Source organism: Cytobacillus sp., from assembly GCF_032154635.1.
Classification (GTDB): domain Bacteria; phylum Bacillota; class Bacilli; order Bacillales; family Cytobacillaceae; genus Cytobacillus.
Window position 1 is genome coordinate 21,928 of sequence record NZ_JALDXW010000035.1, and the last position, 16,013, is coordinate 37,940.

At 37.2% G+C, this 16,013-nt stretch carries 17 protein-coding genes; 7 read left to right on the top strand and 10 right to left on the bottom strand.

Features of this window, described 5'->3' with window-relative positions:
- Position 1 precedes the first annotated feature (1 nt).
- The 4 genes from RUH74_RS19310 to RUH74_RS19325 are packed head-to-tail and all read right to left on the bottom strand — an operon-like array spanning position 2 to position 4,625.
- A complete protein-coding gene (locus RUH74_RS19310; protein WP_313802983.1) occupies positions 2-1,486 on the bottom strand; it encodes a Na+/H+ antiporter subunit D in 1,485 nt (494 codons plus the stop codon).
- Positions 1,479-1,820, bottom strand: coding sequence for a Na(+)/H(+) antiporter subunit C (locus RUH74_RS19315; protein ID WP_313802985.1), 342 nt, complete (start codon positions 1,818-1,820; stop codon positions 1,479-1,481). Before RUH74_RS19315 ends, RUH74_RS19310 begins: the two co-directional genes overlap by 8 nt.
- Positions 1,820-2,242, bottom strand: a complete 423-nt coding sequence (locus RUH74_RS19320) for a Na(+)/H(+) antiporter subunit B (RefSeq protein ID WP_313802987.1) — start codon at positions 2,240-2,242, stop codon at positions 1,820-1,822. Before RUH74_RS19320 ends, RUH74_RS19315 begins: the two co-directional genes overlap by 1 nt.
- Positions 2,229-4,625, bottom strand: coding sequence for a Na+/H+ antiporter subunit A (locus RUH74_RS19325; protein ID WP_313802989.1), 2,397 nt, complete (start codon positions 4,623-4,625; stop codon positions 2,229-2,231). Before RUH74_RS19325 ends, RUH74_RS19320 begins: the two co-directional genes overlap by 14 nt.
- Before the next feature lie 408 nt (positions 4,626-5,033).
- Here RUH74_RS19325 and RUH74_RS19330 point away from each other — a divergent pair, with 408 nt between their 5' ends.
- Entirely contained in the window at positions 5,034-5,273 is a 240-nt protein-coding gene (locus RUH74_RS19330; protein ID WP_313802991.1) for a hypothetical protein, read from the top strand.
- A 55-nt stretch (positions 5,274-5,328) separates the two neighbouring features.
- Here the strand turns inward: RUH74_RS19330 and RUH74_RS19335 are convergent, their stop codons facing one another.
- Complete coding sequence (locus RUH74_RS19335) at positions 5,329-6,345, bottom strand: DUF1646 family protein (protein WP_313802993.1); 1,017 nt, start codon at positions 6,343-6,345, stop codon at positions 5,329-5,331.
- A gap of 178 nt (positions 6,346-6,523) precedes the next feature.
- Here RUH74_RS19335 and RUH74_RS19340 point away from each other — a divergent pair, with 178 nt between their 5' ends.
- Complete coding sequence (locus RUH74_RS19340; protein WP_313802995.1) at positions 6,524-7,081, top strand: DUF5366 family protein; 558 nt, start codon at positions 6,524-6,526, stop codon at positions 7,079-7,081.
- 37 nt (positions 7,082-7,118) lie between these two features.
- Here the strand turns inward: RUH74_RS19340 and RUH74_RS19345 are convergent, their stop codons facing one another.
- Positions 7,119-8,969: a transglycosylase domain-containing protein gene (locus RUH74_RS19345; RefSeq protein WP_313802997.1), complete on the bottom strand. Its 1,851-nt coding sequence runs from the start codon at positions 8,967-8,969 to the stop codon at positions 7,119-7,121.
- Positions 8,970-9,158: 189 nt separating this feature from the next.
- Here RUH74_RS19345 and kapD point away from each other — a divergent pair, with 189 nt between their 5' ends.
- A complete protein-coding gene (kapD, locus tag RUH74_RS19350; RefSeq protein ID WP_313802999.1) occupies positions 9,159-9,779 on the top strand; it encodes a 3'-5' exonuclease KapD in 621 nt (206 codons plus the stop codon).
- Between the two features lie 46 nt (positions 9,780-9,825).
- Here kapD and kapB read toward each other — a convergent pair whose 3' ends face one another.
- Positions 9,826-10,206 carry a kinase-associated lipoprotein KapB gene (kapB, locus tag RUH74_RS19355; protein ID WP_313803001.1) on the bottom strand — a complete coding sequence of 127 codons (381 nt, stop codon included), beginning with the start codon at positions 10,204-10,206 and terminating at the stop codon, positions 9,826-9,828.
- A gap of 143 nt (positions 10,207-10,349) precedes the next feature.
- On the opposite strand from kapB, the gene RUH74_RS19360 reads away from it, so the two are divergent.
- A complete protein-coding gene (locus RUH74_RS19360) occupies positions 10,350-10,562 on the top strand; it encodes a hypothetical protein (RefSeq protein ID WP_313803003.1) in 213 nt (70 codons plus the stop codon).
- 82 nt (positions 10,563-10,644) lie between these two features.
- A complete protein-coding gene (locus tag RUH74_RS19365; protein ID WP_313803005.1) occupies positions 10,645-11,193 on the top strand; it encodes a superoxide dismutase family protein in 549 nt (182 codons plus the stop codon).
- Positions 11,194-11,293: 100 nt separating this feature from the next.
- Here RUH74_RS19365 and RUH74_RS19370 read toward each other — a convergent pair whose 3' ends face one another.
- Positions 11,294-12,460, bottom strand: a complete 1,167-nt coding sequence (locus RUH74_RS19370; RefSeq protein WP_313803006.1) for a MalY/PatB family protein — start codon at positions 12,458-12,460, stop codon at positions 11,294-11,296.
- Positions 12,461-12,538: 78 nt separating this feature from the next.
- Here RUH74_RS19370 and RUH74_RS19375 point away from each other — a divergent pair, with 78 nt between their 5' ends.
- Positions 12,539-12,802 carry a DUF1871 family protein gene (locus RUH74_RS19375; RefSeq protein WP_313803008.1) on the top strand — a complete coding sequence of 88 codons (264 nt, stop codon included), beginning with the start codon at positions 12,539-12,541 and terminating at the stop codon, positions 12,800-12,802.
- Between the two features lie 39 nt (positions 12,803-12,841).
- Here the strand turns inward: RUH74_RS19375 and RUH74_RS19380 are convergent, their stop codons facing one another.
- Positions 12,842-13,663, bottom strand: coding sequence for an alpha/beta fold hydrolase (locus tag RUH74_RS19380; RefSeq protein WP_313803010.1), 822 nt, complete (start codon positions 13,661-13,663; stop codon positions 12,842-12,844).
- Positions 13,664-13,976: 313 nt separating this feature from the next.
- On the opposite strand from RUH74_RS19380, the gene yugI reads away from it, so the two are divergent.
- On the top strand, positions 13,977-14,357 hold the full coding sequence (gene yugI, locus RUH74_RS19385) for a S1 domain-containing post-transcriptional regulator GSP13 (RefSeq protein WP_313803012.1): 381 nt from the start codon (positions 13,977-13,979) through the stop codon (positions 14,355-14,357).
- Between the two features lie 34 nt (positions 14,358-14,391).
- Here yugI and RUH74_RS19390 read toward each other — a convergent pair whose 3' ends face one another.
- Entirely contained in the window at positions 14,392-15,783 is a 1,392-nt protein-coding gene (locus RUH74_RS19390; protein ID WP_313803014.1) for a sigma-54 interaction domain-containing protein, read from the bottom strand.
- Positions 15,784-16,013: the final 230 nt, after the last annotated feature.

A 16,013-nucleotide genomic window follows, 5' to 3' on the forward strand; every position in this document is an offset into this window, starting at 1 on the left:
CTTACCACTCCTTTAAGACTGCTTCAATATAAATGCTTGGATTAGCGAGTGTTTCGGCAGCCTGTGAGATATAAGGGAAGACGAATTCAGAACCAGCTCCATACAAGACAGAGATTGTTATCAGAATAACTGGTGCAATTAGGAGTTTTCGAACAGGTACCTTGTCCTCCCCTTTATAATCTTGCGGAGTTCCCCAGAAACCATTAATAAAGATTTTCATGATTGAAAATAACACTAGCAGACTTGATGCTAGAACGATCCCAGCGCCCCAAAAATGTTCGCTTTCAAATCCCCCTTTGACGATCAAAACCTTGCCAACAAAACCGCTAAACGGAGGAATGCCTGCAAGAACAAGAGCAGCAAGGAAAAACGTCCAGCCTAATCCAGGATAACGTTTAATCAGCCCGCTAATCTTTCGTAAATCGCTCGTTCCGGTAATGGCAATCATAATTCCAATTATTAAGAATAACCCAGCTTTAATAATCATATCATGGATGAGATAAAATATAGAGCCAGCAATTGAATCAGGAGTCATAACAGAAACCCCAAACAGAATGACACCGATCGCAATGATGATATTATAAATGATCACTTTTTTAATATCTGAGAACGCTAGTGCTCCTATCACTCCAACGATAATCGTAATAATAGTTAAGATCATTAACAACTGATGCGTATAGCCTGTATCATGTATGAAAAATAATGTATAGGTCCTCATTATCGCATAGACCCCTACTTTCGTAAGCAAAGCACCAAACAAAGCCATGACTGGGGCTGGTGGAGCGTAGTATGATCCAGGCAGCCAGAAGTATAACGGGAATATGCCGCCTTTTAATCCAAAAACGATTAAGAATAGAACAGCAATGACTGTAATGAGTCCGGATTGTCCAAGCTCACTTAGGCGGACCGAAATATGTGCCATATTCAATGTTCCAACAACAGAGTATAAATAAGCAACGGCAATTACAAATAATGCAGATGAAATGACATTGACTAAAATATACTTGATTGATTCCCGCAGTTGAATTTTTGTGCCCCCGAGAACGAGTAATACATAAGAGGCCATAAGTAGCACTTCAAAAAATACGAACAAGTTGAAGATATCACCTGTTGTAAAAGCTCCTATCACCCCAACAATGAGAAAATTCAATGCCGGGTAATAAAAATACTTTTCCCGTTCGATTCCGATGGAACGAAAGGAATAGATAATACTTGTAAAAGCAATGATCGTCGTCGTTAAAACGAGTAGAGCAGAAAGCATATCCGAAACAAGTGTAATTCCGAAAGGCGCTTGCCAGCTTGAAACATCTAAGGTTTGAATTCCATTATTTCTTACCTTTTGCACGAGCATAAATGCGATAAAAACATTAAATAAAGCTGATATGGCAGCAATCCATCGCTGAATGACAACGTTCTTAGCAAAGAAGATTAAAAGGATTCCTGTAAGAAATGGAATTAGCAGCGGTAAAATCAAAAAGTTAATCATTTCCTTCATTCCCTCTCAATCTTTCTGTATTATCAGTGCCCAGCTCTTTATATGCCCGGTACGCAAGGACAAGAAAGAAGGCAGTAACACCGAAGCTAATGACAATAGCAGTAAGGATTAGAGCTTGCGGAATCGGATCTGTATAAGAACTTGCTTCTTCTCCAAGCAGAGGGACAGTCCCTTTTTTTAAGCCGCCCATCGTAAGAATGAGCAAATGTGCACCATGGCTAAGAAGTCCTGTGCCGATAATGATTCGCAATAAACTCTTTGAAAGCATTAAATAAGTAGCAGACATGAATAATATGCCAATCACAAAAGCCATTACTATTTCCATTATTCATCCTCCCCTATCGTTTGAATAATGGTCATCGTTACACCGACAACAACTAAGAAAACGCCAAGATCAAAGATTGTTGCTGTATGAAGGGCTGTATCTCCCAAGATTGGCAAGTCTACATGGCCAAAAGCATGAGTAAGAAATGGAACATTAAAAAACAGCGAACCTGCAGCTGTTCCCCCTGCAAAAAGCAGGCCTGTAGCTGCCATATAAATATAATTAACAGGTAAAATTTGAGAAACTGTCTTCATATCAAAGGCCAGCATAAGTAAAATGATGGCACCTGATGTGAGCAAGCCGCCAACAAAGCCGCCTCCAGGTGTGTAATGGCCAGCAAAAAAGATATGAATAGAGAAAAGAATAATGATAAACAAGACAACTTTTGTCGTTGTTTGAAGAATTAGGTCATTTGTTTTCATTTTTCTTTCCTCCTCCCATTCTTAATTTGATCATTGCAAAAATTCCTAAGGCTGCAATTGTCAGTACGGTAATTTCAAATAACGTATCAAATCCGCGAAAATCAACTAGGATGACGTTAACCATGTTTTTCCCTGCTGCTTCCGTGTACGTATTTTTAACATAGTATTCAGCAATGGATTCAAATACCTTATTGCTGTGTGCAGTAAGAGCAATCAATGTAACAATTGCTCCCACACCAACAGAGATGATGGCATTTGTTAGCTTGAATCGAACCTTCTCTTCATTTTTCTTCTTCGGCAGGTGATAGAAGCAAAGTAGGAACAATGCCACAGAAATAGTTTCTATCACAAGCTGTGTGAGCGCTAAATCAGGTGCACGGAATAACACGTAAAACAGTGATACCGTATAACCAACTGCACCTAAAAGAATGATAGCTGTCATTCTTGATTTTACAAACAGAATACTTATGGAACCGATGACAACAGCTAAAGCCAGTAATACTTCATAAAACCCAATGGATGAAACTTTACTCGTATCTAATTTAAACGCATTTTTTACAGCAAGGGTTGTCCCAAGAATAAAAATGAAAAATGCAAAGATATAGACGAGATAAGAACGAATCGAGCCATTCATATATGTTTTTGTCAATTTATTTGAAGCATGTTGGATAAATTCCAAACCGCTATCATAGAAGCGATTTAATGTCAGCTTCTTAGGGAAGAGGTCGTATATCCTTCTCCATTTTGACAAAGTAAGGAACAGCAATAGCCCGAAAGCAATTACACCGATTGTCATGAATAATTCAGGTTTAAAGCCATGCCAGAAGGTAATATGAACATCAATCGTATTATTTGGCAAAATAGATTCTAATGCCGGAGAAATAATACGATTTGAAAGAATATTAGGGAAGAAACCGATAATAATTACAAGTGAAGCAAGAACGATTGGAGAAATTAACATCCCCATTGGTGCTTCATGTGGTTTCTTTTCTAATTTCTCTGGCTGATATTTGCCAGTAAATGTTTTAAATACGAGGATCATGCTGTAAATAAAAGTAAATACACTAGCGACCCAGGCGATAACAGGGAAAAGCATGCCCCATGTTTCAAAGTTGAATATATTAAGCTCAATGATACGAATTACTCCGGTAAAAAACATTTCTTTACTTAAAAAACCATTGAATGGAGGCAATCCTGCCATTGAGAACGTTCCAATAATGGCTAAAGTAAAGGTTATCGGCATAAAGTTCATTAAGCCGCCAAGCTTGCGGATGTCCCTTGTTCCTGTTTCATGATCGACAATTCCTACTACCATAAATAGGCTGCCTTTGAATGTTGCATGGTTAAATAAATGAAAGACTGCTGCTGCAGTTGCCGCACCGAAAAAGCTATTTTTGACATCATCAAAATGAAGAGCTGCAGCACCGAGTCCTAGTAGTGACATAATCATTCCGAGCTGACTGATGGTTGAAAAAGCAAGAATCGCTTTTAAATCCGTCTGTTTTACAGCGTTAAAAGAACCCCAGAATAGTGTGACAATTCCAAAGCCAGCCACAAGCCATAGCCATAATCCCTCAGAAGCAAAAACAGGTGTCATTCGAGCGACTAAATATATCCCTGCTTTAACCATTGTAGCTGAGTGCAAGTATGCACTGACAGGTGTAGGCGCTTCCATTGCATCAGGTAGCCAGATGTGAAAAGGAAATTGAGCTGACTTCGTAAATGCGCCTAATAATATACAAATTAATGCTGGGATAAACAATGGGCTTGCAGAAATAACGGCTGCTTGGTCAATAATTTCGGAAATATTGAATGATCCTGTCATGAGATAGAGAAGGATAATACCGCCAAGCATAGATAAGCCGCCAAATACAGTAATAAGCATGGATTTCTGCGCACCATATCTTGACTTTTCTCGATCATACCAATAGCCAATTAGTAAGAAGGAAGAGAAGCTAGTAAATTCCCAGAATGTATACAATACGATTAAATTATCTGATAAGACAACTCCAAGCATCGCACCCATGAATAACAATAAATATACATAGAATGTATGAAGCTTTTCCTTGTCTTTTGATAAGTAATAAATCGAATATAATACAACTAAAGAGCCGATACCTGTGATCAGTAAGGCGAATAGCAATCCCAATCCATCTACTTTGGCAATGAAGTCCACGCCTAGTGCGGGTATCCAAGGTACCGATTCTGTAATGGACTCCTGGTTAGAAGTGATGGTAATAAATGATAGAAAATAACTAAACAAAAGGATGGGAAGCGGAAGGACAAACCATCCTGTATGTACGTTTCTAAAGAGCTTGTACAAAATTGGAATAAAGATGGCAAGTAAGAATGGTGATATTATTGCCAAATGAAGCAGTGACAAATCATGACCCCCTTTAAAAATATGTACGGATAAATCTAAGTATTGATGATAAGATAAGTCTTCTCTTTGTATTCAATATCTCCAATCGTTTATTGTTATACTTTTCACGAAGTTGATTCGCCAAGTAATAAAGGAGAATATAACATGGACTAAGTAAAACAGCTAAATTTAATTTAACTGTTTTACACGTTGCTTATCCGCTCAAATGCTCCAAAACAAATTATACCCCATAATGAAGGTCTATGCATGTTTGATAATTTCTCTTATAAGGCCTTTTATCTCCCCTTATTAAATATGTAGAAACACGTAGAAATACCTATAAAAAATTTAAAAAAAATTTTTTTTGATATAGTGTTTGGCTGAATAAATAACGATTTATTTATGCACACTTATGTTAGGGGGTGTGCAATGTTAAAAAAGAAAGTAATCGCATCCATCTTCATTTTTGTATTTTTATTTTCAGGTGCATGGATTTTAGATCAGAAAGGGAAGCGTGATTTCTACTTGCCAGGGGCTGAAGAGTTTGTTGAGGTAAATCCGCTAGAGGGAATGCCCTTACAAAACATTTTGGAAGCGGAAAAAGTGGATAAAAGAAGAGCTAAAGTATTTGAATCACGTGAGTATATAAGAATTCAATCCAGATTATAAAAGAGGGTGATATGATTCACCCTCTTTTATAATTATTGCTCGTTACTATCTTGGATTACCCAAATGCTTGCAGGATGAAAAAGAAGATAATCATCGTTAGTAAACCGACTGGGACACCAAAGCTTGCCCATTCTCTGCTTGTAATGTTCAGTTTCTGGGCAGCAATAATATTTGGGATATTTCCAGGGATAAGCATTCCTCCGCTAATAAGCAGACCGAGCAAAATTGCTTTAATCGCTGATTCATCCATTATTGAACTAATTTCTGCTGCAGCAAGTGTTGCATTATCTAATATTGCTGAAATAATATTGATCCAATAAAGTACGGATGGGCTGAGTCTAAGCAAATATTCTTTAATAAATGGTTCAAACCCCGCACCAAGTAATGTTAATCCCATAACGAAAAGATAAATATTTAATGCTCGTCCAATAATATCTTTATAGCTATCAGTTTTTAATTTCTTTTTTTGTTGATGAGTATTATTTTTCGGATTTACTAAGATAGCTGCTAGGATGGCGAAAATTATAACGGCTGGTATTACAAGAATACCAATTGATCGTAGAAGGTAAAAAAAATCTTGATTTAATTTGCTGATGGCAATGGTAGATAGCGGCTCTCCAATGGGAGTCAATACGGCTCCAAGACCAATTGAAAAACAGGCTAGTACAACAAAACGGATTTCTGATTTACGCTCAAGCTGCAAGACACTAACTACAACTGTAAGAGCAATCGCGGCTATGATGGCTGTAATCATGCTTGAAATAAGTCCAAGGATTATGATAACAAGTGCTAAAAATAAGCGAAATGGGATTGCTTGGCTTAATCCTCGTATTCCTTTTTCTAAAGGCTTTTGACACCATTTGAAAAATAATCCCGCAAGGAAAACCGCGAATGTAATCTGAAGAGGATCCTTTAATGCTTTTATAATGAGTTGATTGTCTAATACTTGACTGATCGTCGCAGCTAATAAACCCATAATAAATAAAAATGCTTCTAAATTATGCTCCACGTTTTTTACAGTAAATGGTAAAAATAGGACAAGCAGCAAAACAATCGTTAAGCCTAGTATCATAATCGTAATCGGCCCTTTGAAATTATAGTTGACTTACGGATAAACAAGTCCTCCTCTCTTAAGAAACAAGCGGGTGTATTCTGGTAAATATGTATATGCGTTTAAAGATGTAAATATACAAGCTATAATTGTATAATAATTTTGATATAAAAAAAGATTTGTTATGAATGGAGTAAAAATGAAAAACACCTATTTTATGAGTTATTTTCCACTGCTTTCCATTATTTTGTTTAGTCTTTCTCTTTCGATAAATATTGAGATGGTCTTGCTTGATTTTCTTAGGTCAGCGGGAATTTATGAAGGAATGCAAGAATTCTTCTCTGATGGTGGAATTAAGCTTGCTCTTTTAGCATTGTTAATGATCTTGTTTTTTTGTATATATGCTGCGTTGAAACTACTAGCGGATACAATTAATGAAGTTTCTCTATTATTTTTTTCAAAGGATTCTGAAGGAGAGAGTTTGAAGAAAATACGGGGTGGTGCAATTATTTACTTTATCGGAAGCATCATTTCTTTATTGATGATGAGCAGTCTAATAGGAATTCTAACGGTGTTTGCAATAACGACAGTCACTTATTTTTGTTATTTTGTATATAAGATCAGTTCCTCCCTCTCTATTCTAGGATTAGTTGGTGTGATCTTCTTTCAAGTGCTTACATGGTCATCCATATTCATAGGCGTTGTTTATTTAGCCGTGAAGGTTTATAACAGCGTCATTGCAAGTTTACCGATATAAAAGGAATCGGAGGGGCTCCGATTCCTTCATATCCCTATTAATCTGTCATAATATCCTTCCAAATGAGCTGTTGCGGAGCTGCGGACTGGATGGATTTCATGTTCTCGGGCTTGTCTTTTCCTATCCAAATCCCTGCAGTATACTGGTCGGTTAGACCGATAAACCAATAATCTTTATAATCATTTGTTGTCCCGGTTTTTCCGCCTGCATAACCATGAGAAAGATGAATTTTCTTCGCTGTTCCAGACTGAATCGTTTTTTTCATTAATTGTCTTATTTTATCAGTTGTTCCATTACTCCATATCTTCACATGACTGTCATTCCAGCTATACAGAGTTTTCCCATCCAAGGTTGTCACTTTTTTTATAGCTCGTGATGGCTGATACCTTCCATCGTTAGCAAACGTGGTATAGGCAGAAGTCAGTTCAAGCGGTGTCACGCCAAAGGATAACCCCCCAAGAGCAGCTGATAGCACATGGTCTGATGATGTTACTTTGCTAAATTTAAAGTTTGCTAGATCATTAAATCCATTCTCAACACCGATGGATTCCAATAATCTGACCGCGGGTGTATTATATGAGTATATAAATGCTCTTTCTAAAGAGACCATCCCATACACACCGCCACCATAGTTCTTGGGACAATACCCATTCTTACAATAGGAACCTGCATTTACCTTCTTTTGAAGGGAGGCATTCGTCCGCTCCAGATATGGACCATACACAAGCAGCGGCTTTATCGCAGAGCCTGGCTGTCTATAAGCTTGAAATCCCCTGTTAAAATCATATTTCTGATATTGTTTTCCACCAACAAGAGCAACCACTTGGTGTTTTTCATGGTCAATCACAACAGCTGCTCCCTCGATATCGTTATATGGAAGCCTGTTCATGATAGATACTTTTGCTTTTTCCTGTATGGTGGTGTCAAGAGCCGTTTCAATAATGATTCCAGAGGCAATTACCTCCTTAACAAGTTTGTCTAGTTTGGACTTAAGCTTTTCCTTTTCTTTTTCAGTTGCTGCTACTAACTTTTTATCGAATCCTTCTTGCCTGGCGATGAGGTTTGTAAGCTCTGCTTCGACAAATGTTACGTAGTCTGGATATAAATCTGTATGTTCTCTGAGATTTAGATGGATTGACTCATTCTTCATTTCCTCTGCTTCGGCTAAACTAATTATTTCCTGCTTACTTAGTTGATCGATCAGTCGTTCTTGTCGTTCCTTAGTTTTATCAAAGTGTTTTAAGGGGTTATACATAGACGGATTATTTGGTATCGAAGCTAGAAAAGCGAGCTCAGCTTTAGAAAGTTCTTTTGTTTGTTTTTGAAAATAATACTGAGAAGCTGCTTCAATCCCATAGACGCCATTATGAAAATAAATGGCATTAATATAAAGCTCAAGAATTTCCTCTTTCGAATAGTTGCGCTCTATTTCATAGGCATATAGAAGCTCACTTAGTTTCCGATTATAGGATTTTTCAGTATTTAAGAAAAGGTTCCTCGCAAGCTGCTGGGTAATGGTGCTCGCCCCTTGTTTAATATCGCTTGATTGCATATTTATGGCAAGCGCCCTTCCGATTGCTGGTAAATCAAATCCGGGATGGTCATAAAAATGCTGATCTTCTGAAACAACAAATAGCTCTTTAAGAAAAAGTGGAATGTCTGCTGAATCAAGGTTGATCCGATTAACAGGCTGAGAAATTTCAGAAACAACCGTACCATTGGAAGCTTTAATCAAACTTGTTTGTGGCAATGAAATTTCTTTCATATGGATCTTCTTTTCCAATACTTCATGAAAGCCTTGAACTTGGTTTATTTCTGAACCGGCAACAAAAACAACTGTCACAAAGATGGAAAGTAAAGCAGCAATTATTATATATCCTGTTAACATGCGCAACTGCCTCACGTTCCTTTCGTTCACTCTCTATTTATATTATTCGGCTGTCCAGTACAAAAGTTAATGATTTTTTGCTTTTTAGAAAATCTGTAGAAAAATAAAATTACACAGAAAAATTGGAATTTTCCGTGGTATAATTAGTAAAATGTGTTCGTGCAATTTTTGATGAAAGCAGGTGAGATAATGGAGGAAGAACATCGCTATTTATTTATCGATTTTGAGTTTACCATGCCGGATAGAAGCAGCCGATACAAAGGATTTTATCCTGAAATCATCGAAGCAGGAGTTGTTGCTGTTAAGAATAATCAAGTATATGAACAATTTTCATCATATATTTCTCCCATTCGTTTCCCGATATTATCTGACCGCTGTAAATCCTTTCTTCGAATATCGCAGCAACAGGTTGATCAGGGAATGCCCCTTTTTGAATTAGTAAAAAAACTGCGGGATGTAAGCGATAATCACCCATGCACGATTATTACTTGGGGGAATATGGATATGAGGGTGCTGCGGAATAATTGTCAGCATGCAGGTATCCCTTTCCCATTTAAAGGGAAGGAAATAGACTTATCAATGGAATATAAACGTTTCTTTGGTGATCAGAATCAGACTGGTTTGTGGAAGGCTGTCCAAGAGTATGGAAAAGAAGGGACTGGCAAACATCATCGTGCACTAGACGATGCGATGACAACCTACAATATTTTTAGATTAGTGGAAAAGGATAAGCGTTATTTGGAAAAACCTGAACCGACAACAATTGGTGATAGGGTTGACTTGTCTAAGCTGCTGAATAAATTTGCGTAAAAAGCCAAATCGCTATATAACGATTTGGCTTTTGTTAATTAGAATTTTATTTAAAATAATCCTTCTCCAATGATGCAATGTTTTTAAGGCTTTGTTCTGCCCATGGAGATGCTACGCCTTCTAGCTCCTGCTTCATTTTTTCTAATGCTTGTCTTAATGAATCTTTATAATCTGGAATTTCATTTTCAAAATGCTTGACCATTTTCTTAGGGACATTTGTTTGCTCTCTATAAGCTAATGCTCTGCGTTCATGAAAAAATATCGCATCCGCGTCCTTTGGACTATGAAGATCCCCTTGCATGGGATGCTTCACTACCGCAAGCACTCTTACTAAATAATGCTGTGGGCGTATTTCTGTTACTTCACCTATATATGTTCCTGATTTATAGTGGGCTTTTACACGGTCACCAATCTTGAATTCTTCCAAGATTACTCCTCCTTTAAAACAATCTATATTTATTATTATGACTTACTACAGTGGAAAAACAAGGTGCAAACCGTTATAGTAATGGTGTTAATGTGCTATAATTAAGTATTAAACGACCGTTTTTTAAAGAAAGGGCGAATGGAATGTTAGAATGGACTGTATTGTCTTTGTTTTTATACTTTCCTGAAGATAAGTCTGAGTATCTCCCGGCTGCCATTAGTTTAGGAATTTTCGCGATTGCTGCTTTTTTTACGTTCAGATTCATTGTGAAGATCTCCAAAAGAGAGGCCTTGAAAGCGAAGGAGCTAGAGGAAAGATTACAGCAGCAAGTGAATAATAGCGGAGAGAACAGTTAATAATGGCTGTTCTTTTTTTTGTTTATCAAAATATGATCTTGGAAACACTATAGACAAATTGTCTGATGGAGGATGAAAGATCATGAAGAAAGTGTGGCTATTTATCCCCATGCTGCTCCTTACAGGATGTGCAGAGGAAAATATAAGAAACTTAGATGTTGAGATGTTTAATGCGGTAGGCGACTCTCTAGGTAAGATAAAATTAGAGGAACAGGCATCTGGAGTTAAAATGAAGGTTGATTTGAAGGGGCTTCCACCTGGAGAGCATGCGATACATATCCATGAAACAAGCAAATGTGAACCGCCTGATTTTAAATCAGCAGGCAACCACTTTAACCCAGAGGATAAGGAACATGGACTTCTTCATCCAAAGGGTGCACATGCAGGGGATCTCCCGAATCTAATAGTCGAAGATGACGGGAAAGTTAAAGCTGATTTTATGGCTCCTCAAGTGACATTAAAGGAAAATAAAAAATCCTTGCTGACTAAAGAGGGAACATCCATAGTGATCCACGAATCAGCCGATGACGGCATGACACAGCCAGCAGGAGACTCAGGTGCACGCATTGCTTGCGGTTCGATATCAAAGGACAAGAAAGCTGAAGGCCAGAAAAAGACTCAGGATGATTAGTTCCTGCCTTACGTTGACGCATTAAGGTCTATTGGTTCACATAATGAAAACAATGTTAAAGAGAGTAAACCCAATAGACCCCTATGTTATTATTGGATGGTTAAGAAAAAGCTTTTTTCAGTCTTTCCAATCCTTCTAGGACGACCTCTCTTGGACAAGCGACGTTCATTCGGACGAAGCCTTCGCCTCCAGGACCGTACTTGATTCCTGGCTCTAATGCTAATTTCCCTTTATTTAACAGCCGGTTTTTAAGTTCCTCATCGCTTAAATGAAGTTCCCGGCAGTTAAGCCATATTAAATAACTGCCCTCTGGCTCCATCATTGATATCCCAGGCAAATGAATATCAATATACTTCTTCACTGTATGAACATTTTCTCTTAAATAGGCTAATAGTTCCTCCAACCACTGTTCACCAAATCGGTAGGCAGATTCCATTCCGATGATACCAAAAGTGGATAAGCTGAAAAAACCTTGTCTTTCCTGTACGTCTTTAAAAGCTTTACGAAGTTGTTTATTTGGAATGACTAAAGCCGAAGCCTGGAGTCCAGCAAGATTAAATGTTTTAGTGGGTGCGATACACATAATCGTTATATCGCTGAAAGTTTCGTTCAATGAGGCAATGGGTACATGTTTATTCTTTAAAATCAAATCTGAATGAATTTCATCAGAAAGTATAAGACAATTGTATTGGTAGCAAAGCTCGCCAATCCTAGTTAATTCTTCTTTCGTCCAGACTCTGCCGCTCGGATTATGCGGATTGCATAGCAGGAATAGTTTCACGCCATCTTTTAGGCGATCTTCAAATAATGTAAAGTCAATTTCATAGCGGTTATTAATTAAATTCAATGGAGTGTTTACGAGTTGACGATTATTTTTTTCAATCATTTCAAAGAAAGGGGTGTAGACAGGTGATTGGAGCATAACTTTATCTCCTGGTGCGGTAAAGGCTTCGATGGCGATGGAGATAGACGGAACAACTCCACTACTGTAAAGAATCCATGAATGGTTAATTTCCCAGCCATGTCTTTTTTTTATCCATTGTTGGATTGATTCTGTCGTAGAAGGAGGGGAATAGGTGTAACCATATATTCCATGGTCTACTCTTTCTTGAATAGCTTCTTTCACTTCATTTGGAGGCGAAAAGTCCATATCAGCGACCCACATTGGCAATACGTCATCTGCTCCAAAGATTTGCTTTGTCAATCCCCATTTAACGGAAGAAGTGTGTTCCCGATTCGTTTTTTGATTAAAATCGTACATATTCATTTCGTTCCCGCCTTTTCATTTATTTTCTCTTTACTCTATAATAAAGGATGCAAAAAAAAAGTAAAATAAAAGGTGATTATGGTGCAATTTCAAGATATAAACATACAGCTTGTATACATACTAGATGAATGGGATCCGTTTCAAATGGGTGAAGGCAATTATGATACGGAAATAGCTGATGTCATTCAAGCCGTTCATGATATAGATGAGAAGGAAAAACTTGCGAGAAAAATCCAATCCATCTATGAATTTTCATTTGAGCAAGTAATTCCACTGACAAATTGCAAGAAAATAGCCGAACAACTCATTTCCATTAAAAATACCGGTTCATGCCAATTATAAATAGAAAATCACCCTTATATGATCGAAAAGGGTGATTTTCTATTCCGCTGCTTCTATGAATTTTTTTATATGAAATAGAACTTCTTCTGGCTTCTCCTCAGGAACAAGGTGGCCAGTTTCTTTTAACACAACCAGTTTGGAATTCTTTAAATCCTTTTGCAGCTGTTTTCCAATGTTTAATGGAACTACTTTATCATGTTCACCCCATATTAACAGGCATGGTGTATCAACCTGGTGCAGCTTCTCAATAGGCAGATCTCCTTCGCGGTCCCGAATCATTCTTGTCAACGCACGAAAAATTGGATCTTTTAAAAAAGGCTCTAAATACCCATTTTCCATTTCTTTATCAATTTTTGAATGATCATAAACCACATTTCTTAAATTTTTTTCAACCCCTGATTTTTCAAGGTAGCGCTTTATAAATAGGTGAAAAAAAGGAAGATAGCTCGAGAGAATAAAGGAGCGCTTTGATTTTTTTAGATACGAAGAGCTGCACAATAATATGCATTCGGATACTAGATCGGGTCTTAAGTAAGCGATATTTAAGGCAATTTGTCCCCCCATAGAATGCCCAATAAGTGTAATTTCTTTCAATTGAAGGCTTTCGCACAGCTTAATGACTGTCTTTGAATGATTCTCATATGAATAAATATAAGTAGTGGATTTTCCGCTTTTACCGAATGGAGGCAAGTCAATGGAAATCACATTATATTCATTTTTTAAAAGTGGAATAAGGTGTCGAAAGCTAAAGGTAGAAGAAAGAAAGCCATGCAGTAAAACAACTGTTTTTTTAGAATGGGTGTTAAGGTAAGATTCGTAATAGATCTCATTTCCATTAAGGCTGACTAGATGGTTGTTCATTTCCTATTCCTCCTTCACAGGCACATGTATAGTATGCTAGAGATTTTGTGTGAAAACAATAAAAAAAGGGACAAACCATTATGGATTGTCCTTTCAAAAAAGGGGGGAATACTAGAAAGCTTTATAAGATAAGGATAACCATATTTCTTTTTTTTATACATGTGCAATATCCTTTTTTTAAACATAATTAAAGATTTCACGCACAAAATAGAATATCACCAATATAAATTTTTTTGATAAACAATCCCAACTGTGGTATAATTTTTAATTGCGAATAAAAACGAAAAATAATATATAATTTAGGAGTGTTTTCATGTCTGAAAAAATCGAAGTAGGAAGTGTAATTACAGGAAAGGTAACAGGGGTTCAACCATACGGTGCGTTCGTTGCTTTAGATGAAAATACACAAGGACTTGTTCATATCTCAGAGGTAACTCATGGATTCGTAAAAGATATTAATGAATTTCTTAAAGTGGGCGATGAAGTAAGCGTTAAGGTTTTATCTATTGATGAAGAAGCAGGTAAAATTGGTTTGTCTATTCGTGCAACGGAGGAAGCGCCAGCTGTTGAAGCAAAGGCGAAAAAGCCTCGCAAGCGTCAAGCAGCACCAGTTAAAGTAGAAAATGATACTGCTCAAGGCTTCAACACGCTAAAAGATAAGCTTCAAGAGTGGATTAATCAGTCTCAAGCTTAATAGAAGATCCTCTGTCATTTGTGACAGAGGATTTTTATTTTAACCTAAGCTTTTTTAAACGGTACTGAAGGTTTTGTCTGCTCATGCCTAGGGATTTTGCGGCTTGGGTGATATTATGATTGTGTAATGTTAACACTTTCTGTAAGTAGTTCGTTTCTAATTCCTCTAAATATTGATCCAATGGCAGAATGTCGTCGCGATTATCTATAAAAACTGGGTGATCGTTCGTATCACCCTTAAATTGCGTCTTGTTACGGAAATGGATTGGTAAATGGGAATACGTAATCGCATTCTCATGATCAATCAAATTCATCGCTCCTTCAATCACATGCTCCAGCTCTCGGACATTTCCTGGCCATTCATATTGATAAAATCTATTCAATACCTTTTCGTCAACCTCTTTGACGGTCATACCGAATAACTGATTATATTTTTCGATGAAAAATTGAACGAGGTCACGTATATCCTTTTTTCTGTCGCGTAAAGGAGGAATAAATAGGGAAACGACACTAAGCCTGTAATATAAGTCTTTACGGAGTCTTCCTTTGGAAATCGCATCTATAGGATCTTCATTGATTGTGGCGATTATTCTGACATCAATTTTTCGATCCTTTGTGTCACCTATACGCCGGACCGTTTTTTCCTGTATGGATCGAAGAAGCTTTGCCTGGAGGGCAGGATTAAGTGAATTGATTTCATCTAAGAGCAAGGTCCCGCCTTCCGCTTGTTCAAATAAGCCTGGCCGCTCAATCGCACCTGTAAATGCCCCTTTTTTAGTACCGAAAAGCAATCCCTCAATTAAATTATCTGGAAGTGCAGCGCAATTTTGAGAGATATATGGTTTACTAGACCGAGTGCTGCCATTATGAATACTTTGTGCAAACAGTTCTTTTCCAGTTCCTGTGTCACCAATAATAAGGATGGATGAATTGGTCCTCGTTGCTCTCTTGCTTGCTTCAATTACATCCTTGATTTCGCTGCTGCTTCCAATGATGCTATCAAAGGTGTATCGTGTATTACTTTTCTTATTCATATTTTCTCTAATCAGTTTTTCGAGCTTAGTCACATCACGGGCAATTTCGATGGCGCCAATTCGGCTCTCCCCATCGACGATAGGGAAGGTATTATTAATTGTCGTTATTTCCTGTCCGCGATTATTAAAATACGTTTGCTTAGCATTGATGATTGTCTCTCCTTTTGTAAGAGCTTTTATAAGTGTACTATAGTCATTTTTATGAAAAGAAAAGACATCTAAGAGGTCTTTATCGAGAACGTCTTCAAACTTCATCCCTTCAATTTCAGCCATTTTTCTGTTATAAATCATTGTCTTTCCTTCATGGTTAACCGCATGGATGCCAATATCGATTTCTTTAAGGATTTTATCGAAAAATTTCAATGGTATAGGAGTCAAGTGTTCGTTCCTCATATCTAACCTCCTTTATGTTGTATAGGTGCAATATAATTTTGCGCTTTTGGTTTAGAAAATGCAAATATATTTTGCGTTTATGAGAATAATTACTGATTCTGCACCTATTTGAATTTTGGCACACTTCTTGCAATAATTATTTTTGTTGAAATGATGAGAAAAGGGGATGAAAATATGGTACAACCATACAAACATGAACCATTTACTAATTTTAAATTAGAAGAAAATCG